Source organism: Paenibacillus sp. FSL K6-1230 (assembly GCF_038002385.1).
GTDB classification, from domain to species: domain Bacteria; phylum Bacillota; class Bacilli; order Paenibacillales; family Paenibacillaceae; genus Paenibacillus; species Paenibacillus massiliensis.
The window spans coordinates 2426273-2444342 of record NZ_JBBOCK010000001.1 but is presented as its reverse complement, the minus strand read 5'-3'; the positions used below and the strand labels follow the sequence as shown (position 1 = coordinate 2444342).

The 18070-nt window shown below is 49.3% G+C and carries 14 protein-coding genes; 1 reads left to right on the top strand and 13 read right to left on the bottom strand.

Going from position 1 to position 18070, the window contains the following annotated elements:
• Positions 1 to 96: 96 nt before the first annotated feature.
• The 9 genes from MKX74_RS10765 to MKX74_RS10725 form a co-directional block, all read right to left on the bottom strand.
• Positions 97 to 1071 (bottom strand): aldo/keto reductase, encoded by a 975-nt coding sequence (locus MKX74_RS10765; RefSeq protein WP_341178341.1) that lies wholly within the window; start codon positions 1069 to 1071, stop codon positions 97 to 99.
• A 64-nt stretch (positions 1072 to 1135) separates the two neighbouring features.
• Positions 1136 to 1645 carry a GNAT family N-acetyltransferase gene (locus MKX74_RS10760; protein ID WP_341178340.1) on the bottom strand — a complete coding sequence of 170 codons (510 nt, stop codon included), beginning with the start codon at positions 1643 to 1645 and terminating at the stop codon, positions 1136 to 1138.
• 107 nt (positions 1646 to 1752) lie between these two features.
• The gene (locus MKX74_RS10755; RefSeq protein ID WP_341178339.1) at positions 1753 to 2757 is read right to left on the bottom strand and encodes an anti sigma factor C-terminal domain-containing protein; all 1005 of its coding nucleotides are present in this window, start codon (positions 2755 to 2757) and stop codon (positions 1753 to 1755) included.
• A gap of 1 nt (position 2758) precedes the next feature.
• Positions 2759 to 3250: an RNA polymerase sigma factor gene (locus MKX74_RS10750; RefSeq protein WP_028589253.1), complete on the bottom strand. Its 492-nt coding sequence runs from the start codon at positions 3248 to 3250 to the stop codon at positions 2759 to 2761.
• A 348-nt stretch (positions 3251 to 3598) separates the two neighbouring features.
• Positions 3599 to 4108, bottom strand: coding sequence for a PTS sugar transporter subunit IIA (locus MKX74_RS10745; protein ID WP_341178338.1), 510 nt, complete (start codon positions 4106 to 4108; stop codon positions 3599 to 3601).
• Between the two features lie 220 nt (positions 4109 to 4328).
• Positions 4329 to 7004, bottom strand: coding sequence for a YhgE/Pip domain-containing protein (locus MKX74_RS10740; protein ID WP_341178337.1), 2676 nt, complete (start codon positions 7002 to 7004; stop codon positions 4329 to 4331).
• A 242-nt stretch (positions 7005 to 7246) separates the two neighbouring features.
• On the bottom strand, positions 7247 to 9673 hold the full coding sequence (locus tag MKX74_RS10735; RefSeq protein WP_341178336.1) for a glycogen/starch/alpha-glucan phosphorylase: 2427 nt from the start codon (positions 9671 to 9673) through the stop codon (positions 7247 to 7249).
• Between the two features lie 17 nt (positions 9674 to 9690).
• A complete protein-coding gene (glgD, locus tag MKX74_RS10730; protein ID WP_341178335.1) occupies positions 9691 to 10794 on the bottom strand; it encodes a glucose-1-phosphate adenylyltransferase subunit GlgD in 1104 nt (367 codons plus the stop codon).
• A 38-nt stretch (positions 10795 to 10832) separates the two neighbouring features.
• Positions 10833 to 11987 carry a glucose-1-phosphate adenylyltransferase gene (locus MKX74_RS10725; protein WP_341178334.1) on the bottom strand — a complete coding sequence of 385 codons (1155 nt, stop codon included), beginning with the start codon at positions 11985 to 11987 and terminating at the stop codon, positions 10833 to 10835.
• Positions 11988 to 12339: 352 nt separating this feature from the next.
• On the opposite strand from MKX74_RS10725, the gene MKX74_RS10720 reads away from it, so the two are divergent.
• Complete coding sequence (locus MKX74_RS10720; protein WP_018883228.1) at positions 12340 to 12471, top strand: hypothetical protein; 132 nt, start codon at positions 12340 to 12342, stop codon at positions 12469 to 12471.
• Positions 12472 to 12680: 209 nt separating this feature from the next.
• Here the strand turns inward: MKX74_RS10720 and MKX74_RS10715 are convergent, their stop codons facing one another.
• The 4 genes from MKX74_RS10715 to MKX74_RS10700 all read right to left on the bottom strand — a co-directional run bounded on the left by MKX74_RS10715 (position 12681) and on the right by MKX74_RS10700 (position 18047).
• Positions 12681 to 13466: a DUF3891 family protein gene (locus MKX74_RS10715; protein ID WP_341178333.1), complete on the bottom strand. Its 786-nt coding sequence runs from the start codon at positions 13464 to 13466 to the stop codon at positions 12681 to 12683.
• A 307-nt stretch (positions 13467 to 13773) separates the two neighbouring features.
• A complete protein-coding gene (locus tag MKX74_RS10710) occupies positions 13774 to 14760 on the bottom strand; it encodes a copper amine oxidase N-terminal domain-containing protein (protein WP_341178332.1) in 987 nt (328 codons plus the stop codon).
• Between the two features lie 276 nt (positions 14761 to 15036).
• Positions 15037 to 17430 (bottom strand): glycoside hydrolase family 95 protein, encoded by a 2394-nt coding sequence (locus tag MKX74_RS10705; protein ID WP_341178331.1) that lies wholly within the window; start codon positions 17428 to 17430, stop codon positions 15037 to 15039.
• A gap of 134 nt (positions 17431 to 17564) precedes the next feature.
• On the bottom strand, positions 17565 to 18047 hold the full coding sequence (locus tag MKX74_RS10700; protein ID WP_341178330.1) for a DinB family protein: 483 nt from the start codon (positions 18045 to 18047) through the stop codon (positions 17565 to 17567).
• Between the last annotated feature and the right edge of the window lie 23 nt (positions 18048 to 18070).

Below are 18070 nucleotides of genomic sequence, written 5' to 3'. Positions count from 1 at the left end.
CGATTAGTATCCATTCTGATAAAGTCCCTTCATGTAAATCTACTAAGAGCTACAGGTCTCCACACTCATGAATCTAGACCACATTAATCTAACGTCTCACCAAGAATACGCCTCTGGAGCAGGTCTGCCCGGTCCCGGGAAAATCTCGTTGAGCTGCGTCAGTACATCATTACTGAGCTCAACCTCTGTGATGCGGAGAGAATCCTCCAGCTGCTCCAGTGTTCTCGGCCCGATGATCGGTGCCGTTACTGCCGGATTCGTCAACAGCCACGCCAAGGCAACAACGTCCTCCTTCTCACCCAGCTCACGGCATAATGCCCCGAACCGCTCAAGCTGCTCACGATGCTGTTCCAGCTTCTCCGTAGAGCGTGCGCTACGAGCCCCTGTTCCGGCTAAAGCATTGCGTCCAAGCAAGCCCCCAGATAATGGGCTCCAAGGAATGACCCCAAGTCCAAGTGCCTGTGCAGCCGGAAGTACCTCTAGCTCAGCCGAACGCTGCAGCAGATTATACAGATGCTGTTCGGAGACTAGCCCTAGGAAGTGTCTGGCCTTGGCTTCTGCCTGCGCTACCGCAATATGCCAACCAGCAAAGTTACTAGAGCCGATGTAATCCACGGTTCCCTGCTGTACAAGGCCCTCGAACACACCCCACAGCTCGTCCCAAGAGACGTTGCGGTCAATATGGTGCATCTGATATAGCTCAATATGATCCGTCTGGAGTCGCTTCAATGAGGCTTCCAGATGCCTTCTAATCTTGTACGCCGACAGACCCCGGTCTGCATTGGGACCATCCACGTCATTCTGCATATCGCCATAGACCTTGGTAGCCAGCACCACCTTCTCGCGCCGACCTCCCCCTTGCTTGAACCAACGGCCGATAATTTCTTCAGTCCAGCCCTTGCGGTCCCTTCCATATACATTGGCCGTGTCAAAAAATTGAATGCCTGCATCCACAGCAGCATCCATAATCCGAAAAGCGTCCTTCTCCTCTGTTTCTGGACCGAAATTCATCGTACCCAGACACAGACGGCTGACCTTAAGACCTGACTTTCCCAGATAGGTATATTGCATGCTCGCACAACCTCCTGATCTTTAGTTAGAATAAGTGCTAACATTTCCTATTCTACCTAATTTTTCAGTTACATGAAAGAAGCCATAGTATGGACATGATCACCAGTGATTCATACTGGCCATTCGTCTTCAGGCAATCCCGCAGGAGGCCCTCTTCTTTGAATCCAGCCTTGTCATACAGATGACGGGCTACCAGATTATGCTCCTTCACATCCAGCCACAGGCGATGAGCACCCAGCTCCTCGAATACCCATTGCTTCAGCAGCCTGATCGCCTCCTGTCCATACCCCCTTCCTTTCTCCCCGATGATAATCCTGGTGAATTCCACACAATCATGTGGACTCTCCACACCTGCAACAATCATAAAGCCTACCTTGGTGCGCGTATCATTCTCCAGTATGATGTGCCGGATACCCGTATCTTGCAGTGCTGCGGAATGCTTCTCCCTGGACCAGCCTATAATGTATGGCATATTAACAGCACTGGACTCCAGCTCAAGCACATAATCCAGCTCTGCATGTTCAGTTGTACGCAAAGTAAGATTCGAAGATTGAATACGAATGGTTGCACTCATGACTTTCCCCTAACGAATGGATTCAAATGAACGAAATGACATGAACGTTCCAAGCATTATTGAATCAAACTCAACCCAACATCAGATGCGCTACTATAGGCGCCCTTTTAATACTTATCTACGATCGCTCCCATTACAGCTCCTCTCACATAGCTATGTCCGTTCAGAGCCTGCAGCTCCTCGGCTGTTCCTGTCAGTACGACTCCGAGCAAGCGGACATCCGAAGCCACGGGAGCACTCTTGTCCTGTCTCAAATAGTCATAGATTCTGCGAAATTCCATATCCTCACGACCATCCTGCTGAAGCTGGCGCAAATTCTCTATGAATTGAGCGGGTGCTGGCTTCACAATCCCCTCCCAATCGGGCCCATACCCGTACACCTGCCTACTTGATTCGGGGATACCATATTTCTGGACTTCCGACGGCCCTGTAATGAATTCCAGCTTCTCCCTCTGCTTCTGATCATACGTGTCCACCCAATACCATGCTTGTGTTAGACCTGATGGCAGCATATTGGCGACCTCCTCTGGCGTGTAAGCCTGATCAAAGGATATGGCCATCTCGACGAGCTTGTCAGGTGACATCTCTGCCAGAGCAGGCAGATCATTCAGTATCTTGTCGTTATAATTGACACCTGGAACGTAGAAGCTCATTTCCCGCTGCCCATTAAATGGATTATAGCTGCGATAATATTCGAACTGATTGCTTTGCATATGCGGATTTGGCACACTAATGCTGTTCTGTCCATATGAAATGCCACGATAATCGTTACCGAACGAGTATTCCAGCTTCTCCGTATTCCACGGTACAGGAACACCCTCGACTACTTTATAGCGATGGCTCTCCACCTGTAGAGTCAGCCATCCCCTTCGTACCTCACGGGAGGATTCGAAGAGATTGGGACCTTTGATTTGTAAAATGGCATGCTCTCTCCATACCGCCTTTCCATCAATTCCATTCAGAAACTGCGAATTACCCATGATGGCAGCCAGTCCTACCACTACAGTTACTACTATAGATATCGTAATATTACGAAGCCACGTCATTCGCTTGGCTTTCTTGATTAAGCTCGTGAGCTCTTGATCATCTTGCTTATTCCAGGGAGCTGTCATCTTACCTTTCACCTCTGTACTTTTTTTGAAATTGCTTCCGTGCGCGAAACAAAGCAGACTTCACTTGATTCACCCTGATACCGAGCAAATCCGATATTTCCTGATAAGATAGCTCCAACTCATACTTCATAATCAGAAGCTCCTTGTAGAGCGGCAACAATTCATTCAGTGCCAGCTCAATATCTTCAAGCCTTTCTTGCTGCAAGACAAACTCTTCCGGGTCCTCATCCATTGCGGGTAATTCCAGTTCATCCACTGGAAGCATAATTCGTTTGCGACGACGACATAAGTCATAATAGCCGTTGATAGCAACCCTATAGAGCCAGGCGCTCAGCTTGCGTTCATCAATAGAATCCAGATACAGCAATGCCTTATACACCGTATCCTGAACTACATCCTCCGCGTCGGCCGCAGGAGCCCCGAGACGAATCAGATAGTTGCGAATTTCCTGCATTTTAGGCTGAAGTATGTATTGCAGTTGCCCGGGCTTCATCCTGCACCTCCCTTCGTATGTATAACGATTCAGCTTTTGAAATGTTAGCCTTGTTCCATACATAACTTTATAAATTCCACAATATCAATAAAAAACGCAAAAAGCCCCTTCCGTCAATCCGCCTATAACGATGAACGAAAGTGGCCATTTCAATTTTCAATTCTTTTATTCATTTCTTTAAATCTATTTCATGCATACCCACTATGACAGAATTCGCTCATTTACACCTGTGAACAAAAAACTGCCCTTCCCTCTATGAATTCTGAAGGAAAAGGCAGCCGATTCTATTTCAGCTTCAACATGTTATGAGTATAGGGCTCATGCGCCTTGGCTGCATTGGCACGCTTATTACCTCAGGTGCACAGTGAAGATACCACCTGTGTTCGCCGTCACCTTCGAATCGAGCTCCACCTGCCCGGTATCCACGCTCTCCACCGAATCCAGTCCATCCGGCACAATAACAGGACTCACCACTGAATATCCCGCCGCTTGAATCGCCTGTATATCAAATTCCAGGAGTAGCTGTCCTGCCGTAATCGAGTCTCCACTCTGGACATGGGCGGTAAAGCCGTTCCCCTTCAGAGCCACGGTATCCACACCGACATGAATGAGGACCTGTGCCCCACTCTCATGCTCCACGATTACAGCATGCTTGCTCTTCTCCATCAGATGAGCGACCCTTCCATCAAAGGGGGCGTAGACCTTACCCTCGGTTGGCTCAATTCCTACCCCCTGTCCCATATGACCCTGCGCGAAGGCTGGGTCAGGTATTGCCTTGAGGCTGAGAAGCTTACCTGTAATGGGAGACATGACCTCCAGCTGCTCCAGCTTCTTTTTTCCCTTTAACCATTGAAACATTCCGAATCTCCTCCTAACCATCCCTGCTTCAGCTCCAAGACATCTCGCTTGTACGCTCATTCCCTTGGAGCTGGAAGCCGTTGTGATTCATTTATAGCTTATTAACCACATTTTGCGCTAGAGAAGCAGCATTAGGCGGCACAAGATTATGGCGTATCTAAGTTCTGCTGTAGACGTGACTATACTCAAATGAATTTTTATACCAGGTGCAACACTGGTGTCAAGGGATCAACTTCGTCTCACGGGCCCGTTCAGCCATTCGTTCGGTAATCCGGCTCAGCGGCTTCTTCAATAGCAGAGCTACAACGAAGCAAATGCCGATAAAGATCAGCAGCATCACCACATCCCGCAGGACCGTCTCTGGAAGAATTCCCCCCACCGTTTCACGCAGCAGACTTACTGCGTAAGTAAATGGCACCACCGGATTCAAGGCCTGGAAGAACGCCGAGCTGGTGCTGACAGGGAACGTTCCACCCGAGCTTGAGAACTGAAGCACGAGCAGAATAACCGCCAGACCTTTTCCAATATTCCCAAATACAGAGACGAGCGTATAGGTAATTGCCGTGAATACCAGGCTGATCAGCATGGAGGACAGGACGAACAGCACCGGATGGCTCACATATGTACCGAGCAGGAACAAGTCACCTAGCGTCACACTAATGGCCTGAAAAATACCGATCGTAGCAAAGGTCATATATCTTCCAAAATACACCTGATAGCTCTTGTAGCGCCGTTCCGGGTCTTCTACATCGACACGGAACATGGATACAAGCAGCATGGCTCCGACCCAAATGGACAACGTTGTATAGAAAGGAGACATCGCCGAGCCGTAGTTCGGAATGGGATACAAACGCTCCTCCTTCAGCTCTACCGGGTTCCCGAGGAAATCACTTTCCTTCTGCACATCCCCTTTCAGAAGCTCTATGACCTTGCCGATCTCGTTCCCCTTCCGCAGTGACAAGATCGTGTCTGCCGCCTTGCGAATAGCATTCTCTGCTGCAGGCAGATCGTCACGCACGAAGGCCGCTACCTGATGTACGGCCCGTTCTACCTCAGGGAATCGATTCTCGATCAGATCCGCCATCTTCACGAATTCATTCTCGACCCGCGGGAGATCATTGCGCACAAAATCTGCTGCCCGATGTATCTTCTCCTTCACGCCGGGGAGGTCTTGATTTACGAAATCTGCCGCTTCATTCACAACCGTCGTGAAGTCTCCCATTCGTGTCTGAATCGTAGAAGCAGCTTCATGCAGCTTACTGCGGATTTGCGGCAAATCTCCCTTCAGCTGATTCAGCTCCTGCTGACCGAAGAGCGCAGCTTCCTTGGCATCGGACAACAGCTTGTCCAGCTTAGGCAGCTGTTCCAGAGCAGATTGCAGCACATTGGCCGAATTTCCTGCAATCGTCTGAAGCTGCTGCAGCGCTTGCCTGATCGCTGGCACGACATCCGAATCGTAGCGGCTCAGGATGTCCCCGACCGTTCCACTAATACTGCGTGACAATTGATCCGCCTGATCAAGCAGTTTACTGGCTGGCTCCTGACCTTGGCGAATGGCTTGTCCGATGCGACCAAGCGTGCTACTTAATTCTGTTAGACGACCACGAACCGTATCGATCCTGCTGATGACCCCATCTAGCGGTGCACTTGGCAGATAGCTGTTGATCGTCCCAAGCATACCAGACAATCGCCCTACGATAGCGGCAGCCGTATTCAGCCGGCCTTCCATGCGATTCAATCTGTCAGCCGCGAGCTGCGGGTCCAGATCGGCATCGCGAACGAGACCGATGATCTGCGTAGTCTCATCCGCAATCTGCTGGACGAGGACCAGGTTCTGCTTCGTCACATCCCCCATAGCATCAAAGGCTGCCTCATTACTCTTCAGGAACTGCTGAATACCACCCGCAAAATCGCCGCCAGTCTCCGCAATCTGCTGTAGCTGTGGTAAAGCTTGCTGGGCAGCGTCGATGACCTCTAGTGCAAGTCCCGTATCCTCTATAGCCGTATCAAGGGCGTCCTCTACCTTGCCGAAGTTGTTGTCTAGCTCTACAATGCGGTCACCTGCCTTCTGAATGTCGGGTAACCGCTTCTGAACGTCCAAAATAATCTGACCGACCTCATCCAGCTTATCCAGGTTACCTTCTACCTTGAGGATGACATCTCCTGCCTTGTTAATCTCGGGTATTCGATCCCGTAATGCGAGTATTTTCTCGCCCTGCTGCTTAATTTCTGGCAGCTTTTGCTCCAGCTCCAGCGCTTGCTGTCCCAAGCTCTCCACATCCACCAGACGATCATTCAGCTCCAATACCCGATTCTCAATGTTACGAATGGTCGGAAGCTCCTCCTCTAGCTGGATGCCAGCCTCCTTGAGCTTCGTTAACACCGCCCCACTTGCCGTCTCAATGAAATTCTGACTAATCTGAGCCGTTAGCGCTGTTGCACCTGACGAGGTGATTTTCGGAGCGATCGCATTGACCTTCTCATTGACGGCATAGTCAATTTCCGGCTTCTGAGGATTTTCAGTCAGCACACTGCTAATTTTGGTAGAGAAATCCTCAGGGATGAGAAGACTGGCATAATACTCCCCTGTCTCTACTCCCCGCCGAGCTTCCTCAGCATCGACGAAGGTCCAGCCCAGCTTTTGGTTTTTGTGCAGGTTGCTGATGACCTCTTCCCCGACATTTATATGTTTGCCATTCACTTCTGCGCCTTGATCCTGACTGGTGACAGCCACCTTAATGCCAGAAGTATTGGCGTACGGGTCCCACATAGCCTTGAGGTTGATCCATGCATAGACCGAAGGCAGCAAAGCAATTGCAATCACGAGCAATATACCTGTGGATACCTTGCCTACATTTCTCCAGTCCTGAATATAAATCTGCCATATATTCCGCATACCTTGCTCCTTCTTGATGAAATGAATGTATCGCCTGCGACCGTTGCTTGCGGGGTTATTGCTACATTAACCCAAAACGTGCTCGAGTATCCATAGTATCATACACTCTGCTAATATAATGCCTTGGGCTACCGAATCTGTCCATCACCCTCTGAACATTTCATTCTCCTCACAACCCAAAAAAATCCGGACCGTTCATCGGCCCGGATGACATCACAGGATTCAATTACTACTACATTGAGTTAATGCACAGGTCGAATGCCCCAGATCTCTTCAGCATACTGAATAATTGTACAGTCGCTTGAGAATTTGCCTCCATGGGCCATATTCACAACAGTCTTGCGCCCCCACTCGGATTCGTTACGATAGCAGCGATCAATCCGCTGATGTGCCTCCACATAATCGTTGAAATCCTTCAATACAAAATACTCATCATTGTGATCAAGCAACGATTTGTGAATGGATTCGAACTCGTAGCCCTGACACGCGAATGGACTATCCTGTAGCAATTGATTCATAATACGATACAGCCGTGGGTCCTGCTCTGCAGCCTTACGGGCTGAATAATGTCCTGTTCGGTAATATTCCAGAATCTCCTCGGAGCTGAGTCCGAAGATGAACATGTTGTCATCACCGACCATTTCATGCATCTCTACGTTCGCGCCGTCCATCGTACCGATGGTCAGAGCACCGTTCATCATGAACTTCATATTACCAGTCCCGGAGGCCTCTTTGCTCGCCGTTGATATTTGTTCACTAATATCTGCTGCAGGGATGATGAGCTCCGCCAGAGATACTGAATAATTAGGGATAAAGACAACCTTGATCCGCCCCTTGATGAGCGGGTCCTGGTTGACGACTGCAGCCACGTTATGAATCAGCTTGATAATCTGCTTCGCCAGATAATAGCCAGGAGCAGCCTTGGCGCCAAAAATAAACGTGCGTGGCACCATGTCAAGTCCCGGATTACTCCGAAGCTCATTATACAGATGCATCACATGCATGATGTTCAGCAACTGCCGCTTATAGCCATGCAGACGTTTGACCTGCACATCGAATATGGACGTAGGATCCACTTCAATACCAAGCTTTGAATGGATATAGGCGGACAGCTTGTCTTTATTCGTTCGCTTGATCTGATGCAGGCGTTCCTGGAAAGACTTGTCCCCACAATATTTTAGCAACTCAATCAGCTCACGGGGCTTCGTTGCCCATGCCGTTCCAATCGTCTCGTCAAATAATGAAGCCAGCTGTGGATTCGCATGCATCAGCCAGCGACGGTGCGTGATACCATTGGTCTTGTTATTGAAACGGCCCGGATACAGCTCATGAAATGGCTTCATTTCCCGATTCTTCAGAATCTCCGTATGCAGGGCAGCCACACCATTGACACTATGGCTTCCGACGATAGCCAGATTGGCCATTCGTACCTGATCATTATAGATGATGGCCATGTCCGCCAGCCGCTGCTCGTCACCTGGGTAACGCTCCAGGAGATAAGCACAGAAGCGCCTGTTGATTTCTTCAATAATCATATAGACTCGCGGGAGCAAGCTGCGGATCATGGACACGGGCCATTTCTCCAGAGCTTCACTGAGCGTCGTATGATTGGTATAGGATACAGAGCGGATCGTAATACCCCAGGCCTCATCCCAACCTAGCCCCTTAATGTCTATAAGAATACGCATGAGTTCAGGGACGACCAGTGTTGGATGCGTATCATTAATATGCAGCGCTACATGTTCAGATAGCTGATCATATGGCAGCTTCAGTTTTTCGTAGGTGCGAAGAATACTCTGGAGTCCCGCCGAGCACAGGAAATATTGCTGCTTCAGGCGAAGCTGCTTGCCCTCCTCGTTGGAATCATCCGGATACAGAAAAGCCGAAATGGACTCGACAGAGCGATTGTAATCCAGATAGCGATAATAGCCGCCTTCCCCTGGCATACGGCCATTAACCGCATCCATAGAGGATTCTGCTTCCCAGATGCGCAGCGTGTTCACCTTTTGGTTCTGATAGCCTACAAGGGGGATGTCGTAGGGAACCGCCCACACATTTTCCGTATCCTTCGTTTCATAGATGATCCGTCCATTCTCTTCCCTACTCTCGACCCGTCCCCAGAAGCGAACCTCCACCTTTTTGTCAGGTCGTCGAACCTCCCATACATTCCCCTTCTGCAGCCAGTAATCCGGCAGCTCTACCTGATTTCCATCCACGATCCGTTGCTCGAATAATCCGTATTTATAACGAATACCGCATCCGTGTCCGGCATAATGAAGCGAAGCCAGGGAATCCATAAAGCAGGCTGCGAGCCGGCCGAGCCCCCCATTGCCAAGCCCGGCATCCGCCTCCTGTTCCTCGATATCGTCGAGACTCCAACCAAGGTCGTTCAGACCGTCACGAACCAACTCCAGCATACCAAGATTCAACAGATTGTTCCCAAGCAGACGCCCGATCAGGAACTCCAGGGAGAAGTAATACACCTGCTTTTCCCCCTGCTCCTTATAGATCTGATTTGTCTGTGCCCAGCTTTTGCCGACAAATTCACGGATCATACTGCCAAGAATCTTATAGACATCCTCGGCCTGCGCCTCTTCCATGGGCTTGCCCAGTCGACCGACCAAATGCTCCTGAAATGCTGTCTTGAATTCTTCCTTGTGATTAAACAAAAGATCAGTCCCTCCGGTTATAAATGAATGTTTTTGGCAATCACATAAGGCTTGCGGGCATCGCCAATCAGTGTTCTGCCCTGGCTTAGTCGCACATCCTTGTCAAGAATGACATTATCAATTACGGCTCCCGCTTCAATAACGCATTTCTGCATGATGATCGAATTGGTGACCCGTGCGCCCTCATGAATCTTTACCCCGCGGAAGATAATGCTATTCTCTACGGTGCCACCGATCATGCAGCCGTTGGCCACGAGGGAGTTGGCTACCTTGGCTCCATCCTGATACTGGGTGGGCGGTTCATATTTAATTTTGGTGTGGGCCGGGTTTTCCTTGAACAAGGCTTTATATTGCTCTTGCTCCAGCAGCTGCATGCTGTTCTTGAAGTAGCTTTCCACCGAATTCACCACCGCATGATAACCCTCATAGCGATACCCATAGATTCTCAGCTTACCCGGATTTTTCTGAATGGCGGCCTTGAAGAAATGGCTTTCTCCATGGGCAATACAACGCTCCACCTGCTCCAGATAGAGCTTTTTGTCCATAATGAACATTTCCATATAGATATTGTGGTGATCCTGCTCATGGTGAATCTCCATTACTCTGCCTTGCTCATCTACATCCAATCGGGTGCATGTCGCATACTCCGGCTGTAGCTGTCTCACCTGACGGTACACCAGAGTGACATCGGCACCTTTCTCCTGGTGAAAACGGTAGGCATCCAGAATATCGACCTTATTGATATGCTGAGTTCCCGCATGAACCAGCGTACGGCCGGAAGAGCGGTTGAAGAAGTCCAGATTATTATGCACATGCTGGAGATCACCAAGCGAGGTATCTGTCGGGTCATTCCAATCTGGCGGCAGGATGAACATACCTCCCACTTTGCGATCCAGATCCCATGGGCGACCATCTCCCAGGTGATCCAATAGGGAACGATACTTCCGGCGAATGAACAAGGCTGTATCCTTGATGCCGGCATACATCATATTGGACAAGGTGAAGTCGATCAGCCTATATCTACCGGCGAACGGCACAGCAGCGCCGCAGCGGAAGTAAGTCAGCTCTTTCAGAAGATCCAGTTCATAATCAAGATTGATTACACCAATTAGCTGATTCATAAACTCACCCTCCTTATTCATCACAAATGGTTCCAGTATTACAGTGTGATCTGCGCAGACAGCACCTCTGATCCGTGTTCCACGAGCACAATATCCTCCTGTTTACTGTTGTTCCCAATAATCGTATTATCCGGGATGACGACATTCTCACTAATAATCGCACGGTGAATCTGCACATTGCGTCCGATCCTGACATTCGGCATAATCACCGAATCGGTAATTCGGCTCCCCTCCCCGATCTCTACCCCATAGAACAGAACGGAATGCTTCACCTCACCGTGAACGATGCAGCCCTCGTTAATGATGCAGTTTGTGACGACAGCCTGATCCGATACATACTGCGCTGGTTGATTCGGGCTGCGAGTGAAGATGCGCCAATTCGGATCATTCAGCTGCAGGGGCGGGTCCTTCTCCAGCAGATCCATATTGGATTCCCACAGACTTTGGATCGTGCCGACATCCTTCCAGTATCCCTTGAAGGGGTAAGCATACATGGTACGGCCTTTGCTCAGCATCAGAGGAATAATATCCTTGCCAAAATCATGAGAGCTCCCATGATCAAGCGCACTGGCAATCAGATATTCGCGCAGTACCTTCCACTTGAAGAAATAAATACCCATCGACGCCAGTGTGCTCTTCGGCTGACTCGGCTTCTCCTCAAATTCATAGATCCGCAACTGATCATCGGTGTTCAGAATACCGAAGCGACGAGCCTCCTCAATCGAGACATCAATGACAGAGATAGTGCAGTCTGCATTTTTTTCTCGATGATAGGCAAGCATAGTACTGTAATCCATCTTGTAGATATGGTCGCCAGATAGGATAAGTACATGCTCAGGATTGAACTGATCAATGAAATTCAGATTGCGGTAAATGGCATCGGCGGTGCCGCGGTACCAACTGCTCCCATCTTCACGTTCGTGCGGCGGAAGCACATAGACGCCCCCATTTAACCGATCCAGATCCCAATCACTGCCGACCCCGATGTAGGAATGAAGCACAAGTGGCTCATATTGGGTCAGTACCCCCACCGTATCAATGCCTGAGTGGGAGCAATTGCTAAGTGGGAAATCAATAATCCGGTACGTACCGCCAAAATAAACCGCTGGCTTGGCTAATGTTCTGGTCAATCCCTTGAGTCGTTTTCCTTGGCCTCCGGCTAACAGCATGGCCAGCACTTCTTTCTTCTGCATAGCAAGCTCCTCCTTCTAAAAAAACTCGGCATAATGCACCTGTTCCATACCACTTGCGATACGCTCAGGGTACGTCAATGAACGACTTTCAGCTCGACCGCTTCATCAGGATAAGAGTAAGAATTCAGGCTGGCAGGAAACATAAGATGTGGGAGCTAGGCGATGGCATGCATGCTTCACGCACAATATGTACACGAAGATATGTACACAATGGTATGCACCTGATCCATCTGGCATGAGTAATGCAATGGAGATTAGTGACCTAAGAAAAAGGGTAACAGTGTGTGTATCATTCTTATGTTGAAAAGGGTAAGTACAGTCCACTAACGATAGACTAAGGAGGAAAATTCCCATGGGAAAAAGAAAACTGTTGTTTGCAGCATTGGGACTTGGAGCCACATATCTAATGAGGAATAAGGATGCCCGCGACAAGGTGATGCATCAGGTGCAATCATTCATGAAGAGCAAGGGTAGAATCAGGTAGGATGAATTGGCGCGAATTCAGCTGGCAGTAGATGTAGCTGACGAGTACAAACAGGAGACATGCGGCTCCCCTTGGTGTCATTCCAGGGGGAGTTCGTTATATGCGATACCTCACATGAGCCGTCAGGCCCATGGAGGTCATCCATAGAGGTTATCCTTGCAGCTTATAGCTGCAACATTATAGCGAAGTAGCTAAAGGGAAATAGGAGCTTAATCCTTGCCATGTAAGGTAATTGTTCGATGTTGAGGTGGAGCATGATGAAATGCTGAGTATAGTCCATGCTCACGAATGGCCTTCTTATAGACTTTACGATAAGTATGAGTAACTGAGGCATTCGGCAGCAAGGCATCTGTATCTAACTCAATAGAATTTTCAGATGTCCAGCTGACACGCATTCGCTCCTCACCAGGTCCGGGAGAAGGGTGATGTAGCCCATCTGCGAACCATTCGTATTCGGAGCTCGGTGTACCAGGTTCGGCGAGACATACGAACAGACTTAGCTCGTCACAGAACAGCAGCATGTGTAATTCCACTTCAGCCCGTTGACGTAAGGAAGGTGTATCTCCCAGTTGCTCATAGAGACGGGTACGGCGCTGCACCTCTCCATCTAGAAATGCACGATTCGCCGCTTCATCCTGCGGATCAGGAATCTGAATTCGTTCGAACAGTTCGGTGTACATCAGACTACATAAGAGAGCTGCATAAGGGGAACGTTGTTCTACTTCTTGAATACCAAGTCTGTAAAATACATAACGTGGCCTTAGGGGAAAATCCTTGAAGGAATAAGGTGCTGTGGAAGCATCATTCCAGAAAGGGGCCGCATCCAAATTGATCCAGCCACGATCATGCTCGGTCGCCGCCAGCTGCAATTCGTCTTTGGTATCGGGGTTATACAGGTGTTCATTTTTCCAGTGGGCAACAACTTCTCCGGAGATTCCGGCATGATCGTGCTGCTCCGTAAGTACAAAAGCATCCGCTGTCTCATATACGATCATTTCTGAAACCTCCCCTCTGCTGCGACTAATAGCGAAGTATTCGTTACACCAAACCCTACTTACTTACACAAGGTATAAACACTTGAAACATAAAGTCGATCATTCGCGATCCATTTAAGGATATGAATTAAGTATACAAAATAATTATAGCATTTACGATACCCCAACGGTTCCTCGATTGAAAAATTGAAATTAAACAAAATAACCCCCACAGTTGTGGAGGTTAGCGGTTAAGCTTATCCTCTATGCGTGACTACGTCTGCTTTGCTCGTTTGGATTGCAGCTATATAGAAGTTCAGTAAAGTGATTATTGAGCAGCAGGCTCCTCATACACCACGACAGATTGGCTTTCAGGCTCCCATTTAACGGTCGCTCCCAGGGCTTCTCCAATTACTCGCAATGGGACAACTGTGGTGCCATCAATCACCGCTGCCGACTGATTCAAAGTATACAGCTCGTTATTGATATACGCTTTTTTACTGTTGATCTGCAGTTTGACGTTCATCCCGTCACGGATCACGGTTACTGATTTCTCCTTAGCGTTCCAGGATACTTGCGCATCCAACGCCTCCGAAGCAGCACGTAGCGGGACAAGTGTCGTGCCATTGTGATTAATTGGCTTCGCTTCGTGCTCCTCACCGTTAACAAACAGCCTCATTCCATCTGGTCTCCCGGCTTTTTTGAAGAGCGCACCTAATCTTTTATAGCTGTCCAGATGGGACACATCAGCTAGCAACGCTTCCTCCTGCATGTACACGGCATCTGTAACACTTCCGTCCGCAGCCAACAGTTCAGCAGCCTCCGTTAGAGCCTCTCTTGAATCAAGGAGTGTTTCCAGTTGAGCAATCTGCTCCGAGTTCAGCCGATCAGGGTATTTCGTTAGAAGCAGATTCGCAATAACCGTTCCCGCAGGCTTATCTTTCGTATTTTCTACAGCCTTAAGGAGTCCCTTATATCCGTTTGGTCCATTTTGTCTTTTTGGGTCTGTGGACTCTCCGTAGGTATCTTCCGTTACAGTAGCAGGAATGGCTTCGCTGTCTTCTACTGCTTTGCTTTGTTTATTATTTTCGCCATTCTTGCCAGTCTTAATCTTGTCGTTTTGGGCTTGGCCTTTACCCCGGTCCAGGTTCTTACTCTGATTTTCTTGTTTCTTTTCGTTCCCATTTGTTTTCGACGATACAGCTTCTTGTCCGCTCTTCTGATCGTTTCCGCGTCCCTGCTTAGCTGTAGCGGTTCCTGCTGTCATACCCAACACCAGTATGCACGCTAATAAGGCTGTCCAAGTTATTCTCATGCTGTCATTCCTCCTTGTAATTAGCCGGGCATAATCGCCCCTAACTATATTTACGGCTTTTATAAGCAAGTAATTGAGAACTATAATTATCGCTAGTGATACAAATTCAACTGTCTCTACTATCTGAAGCCTACCAGCAGTTAGTATGAAAAAAACACCTCCTACAATGGATTGGCTTCCCCATATAGGACATCCAATGGTCATTGCAGAAAGTGCGATTCAAGGCTTCTGGTTACCTTATAGGATCAAGACACCCCATAATTGTTCAAGGTACATTCAGGCGTTGGATGGCTGCTGCATGTCGAATTTCAGGATATATCTTGAGCCTGCCTTCGTCGGAAATGATAACAGTCTTTCCCCGACAGGTGTCAAAGGAATCAAGAGGCCGTCTTCACGAACCTGCATTGGAGTATCGGTTAGGACCACACATCCTCTTCCCATATCTGATATGACTTCAGCTTCACGTATAGCTCCATCCTGCCAGTTCAAGCTGACCTCGAAGCCTCCCCGAGCTCTGAGTCCTCTTACAAAGCCTGACTCCCAGCGATCAGGCAGCGCAGGAAGGAACTCCAAGTAGTCTTGATGGGATTGGAGCAGCATCTCTGCAATCCCTGATGTCGCAGCAAAGTTACCATCGATCTGGAATGGAGGATGAGCATCGAACAGATTCGCATAGACTCCTCCCCGTTGACCGGATTCGCCATCCTTAACAAGTGTCAGCAGATTGGAGATCAGCTGCTCCGCTCGGTTCCCCTCGCGAAATCTGGCCCACAGGCCCATTTTCCAGCCGAGGCTCCAGCCTGTTCCCCCATCGCCCCTTAGCTCAAGTGAGGTTCTAGCCGCCTTGAACAGTTCAGGAGCCGAGCTACCTGTGATCAGCCTGCCAGGGTAGATACCTACAAGATGTGAGACATGTCGATGATGGACATCCTCATCCTTAAAATCAAGGCTCCATTCCTGAAGCTGCTTCTGGCGACCGATACGCAAGGGCAGGATTCCCTTTTTTTTCTCACGCAGAACCTCTACAAAATCACCATCTATCCCCAATAGCTCGGCGGCTTGAATACAGTTGTCGAATAGCTCCCTAATCAAGGATATATCCATCGTCGTAGCTTCACTAATAGCATGATAGCCATCTTCAGCCACGAATTTATGCTCAGGTGATGTGGAAGGGGATGTCACCCAGAAGCCCTCCTTATTCATAACTAGCCAATCGAGACAGAACCATGCCGCTTCCTTCATCAACGGATATGCCTGATCCCGCAGATAAGCTTCATCTCCCCCGAATGCATAGTGCTCCCACAAATGCTGAGTAAGCCACACACCACCCATCGGCCACAGCACCCAGATCGGGTCTCCGTCTCCGTATTCTCCCACAGGTGCCGTCTGCCCCCACAGATCGGCATTGTGGTGGGCAACCCAGCCCTTTGCTCCGTAATTGATCCGGGCTGTCTCTCGTCCATTCACAGCCAGCCGTCCAATGAACTCAAGCAACGGCTCGTGCAGCTCTGACAGGTTGCAGCTCTCCGCAGGCCAATAATTCATCTCCGCATTAATATTGAGCGTGTAATTACTGCTCCAAGGAGCCCGCAGCTCTTCGTTCCATAGACCTTGCAGATTGGCTGGTGTCGTACCGGGACGGGAGCTGGCAATTAGCAGGTAACGGCCATAGTGGAACAGCAGCTCCACCAGACCAAGATCGTCGCTTCCATATTCGACAATCCGCTGGTCTGTTGGTAAATTCGCAGGAGCGATGCTTTCTCCCAAATGCAGCTCTACCCGGTCAAATAACCGACGGTGATCCTCCAGATGACGCTTACGGACCTCCTCGTATTTCCTGATGCACACTGCTCTAATCGCTTCAGCCGTGAGGCGACGAGGATCACGGCTCCTGTTGCTTGCACCCAGGATCGGATCGAAGGAGGTCGCAGCACTGAAATACAGCACGGCCTCGGATGCACCGCTGATATGCAAGCCATCCTCATCAGCCTGTAGTGAGCCCCCATCCAGTACGGCGGCCAGTCTGCCGTGAAAATGCAGAGCTTTCGTGGTTGCTGCCTCACCATAGCGAACGGGATGCTCCACATCGTAATAATTAGGCGCAACATACTCTGGAGCTACCCCAAATAACGTAAGCTCCTCTCCTTCCACAGCCGTTTGGGCCCGGAGCTGGCTCTCCAAGCTGGCACGAAAGCTGAGCTGACCCGGCTTGCTTGCTGTCAGTCGAACCACCAGTGCTTGATCCGGATAGGACGCCAGCACCTCACGTGAATATTGAACTTCACCCACCTGATAGGTAACGCTTACAATTCCTGTGCTGATATCAAGTCTTCGCTGATATAGCTGGTTGCTGTCCAGAGGTCCATGCTCCATCCAGATATGCAAGTCGCCAAAGGGCAGATAGGATTGAGTGTAGGGTCCCATCATCTGCTTACTTAGCTCATCCGCTTCGGCATATTTCTGCTGAGACACGAGCTCTCTCATTCTGGGGAGAAGCTCTTGTGCGACTGGATTATTCCATTCACGGGGGTATCCTGACCAGAGCGTGTCTTCATTCAAGGCAATGCGCTCTCGTTCTACTCCTCCAAATACCATACCGCCAAGTTTGCCATTTCCAATGGGTAATGCCTCTACCCAGTTCTGGGCAGGGGAGTTGAATTGAATGTTCATCGACGCTTGGACCTCCATTGCGTGGGATCGTTGTTTTGAACAGGATGTGGACGTTGTAGTTGAATCATTGACCATAACTATTCATAGTGTAACGCTAATTATGCCATGTAGCTCGCACATTTCCATCCCTGCAGCTACAGATCAAACACGTTCTTGATGAACCTCTGAATCTGCTTGCGATGATGCTTGTCATGGGGAATGAAGCCCTGCAAATAGCCGCGTATAGCAAATGTCTTCCCGTCTCCACTCTTATACTTCCGAGTATAGGCCTCCTCAGTCAGTCCCGAGATTTCAGCAATAATGCGCTGCCGCATCACACAGAACTCATCCACAATGCCCGCTCTGGTCTTGTTTTGTGCGTAGCGGACCGCATCAGCATTAAATTCATCAAAATTGAGACTACGAACAGTAACAGCCTCTCCCAACGTGATCTTGTGAATGCCCTCCTCATAAAAGTATTTGTCCCACAGCATCATATGACTGATGACATCCTTCAGACTCCATTTCCCCTCTTCCAAGGGAATGGTCCAGTAGCTCTCCTCAAGTGCCTTCAATCGCTCTACGTATGCGCTGAATCTCGCAAATTCCTCCACCATATCAGCTGTTGTTCTTGCCATCGCACACCCTCCAAATGATCAAA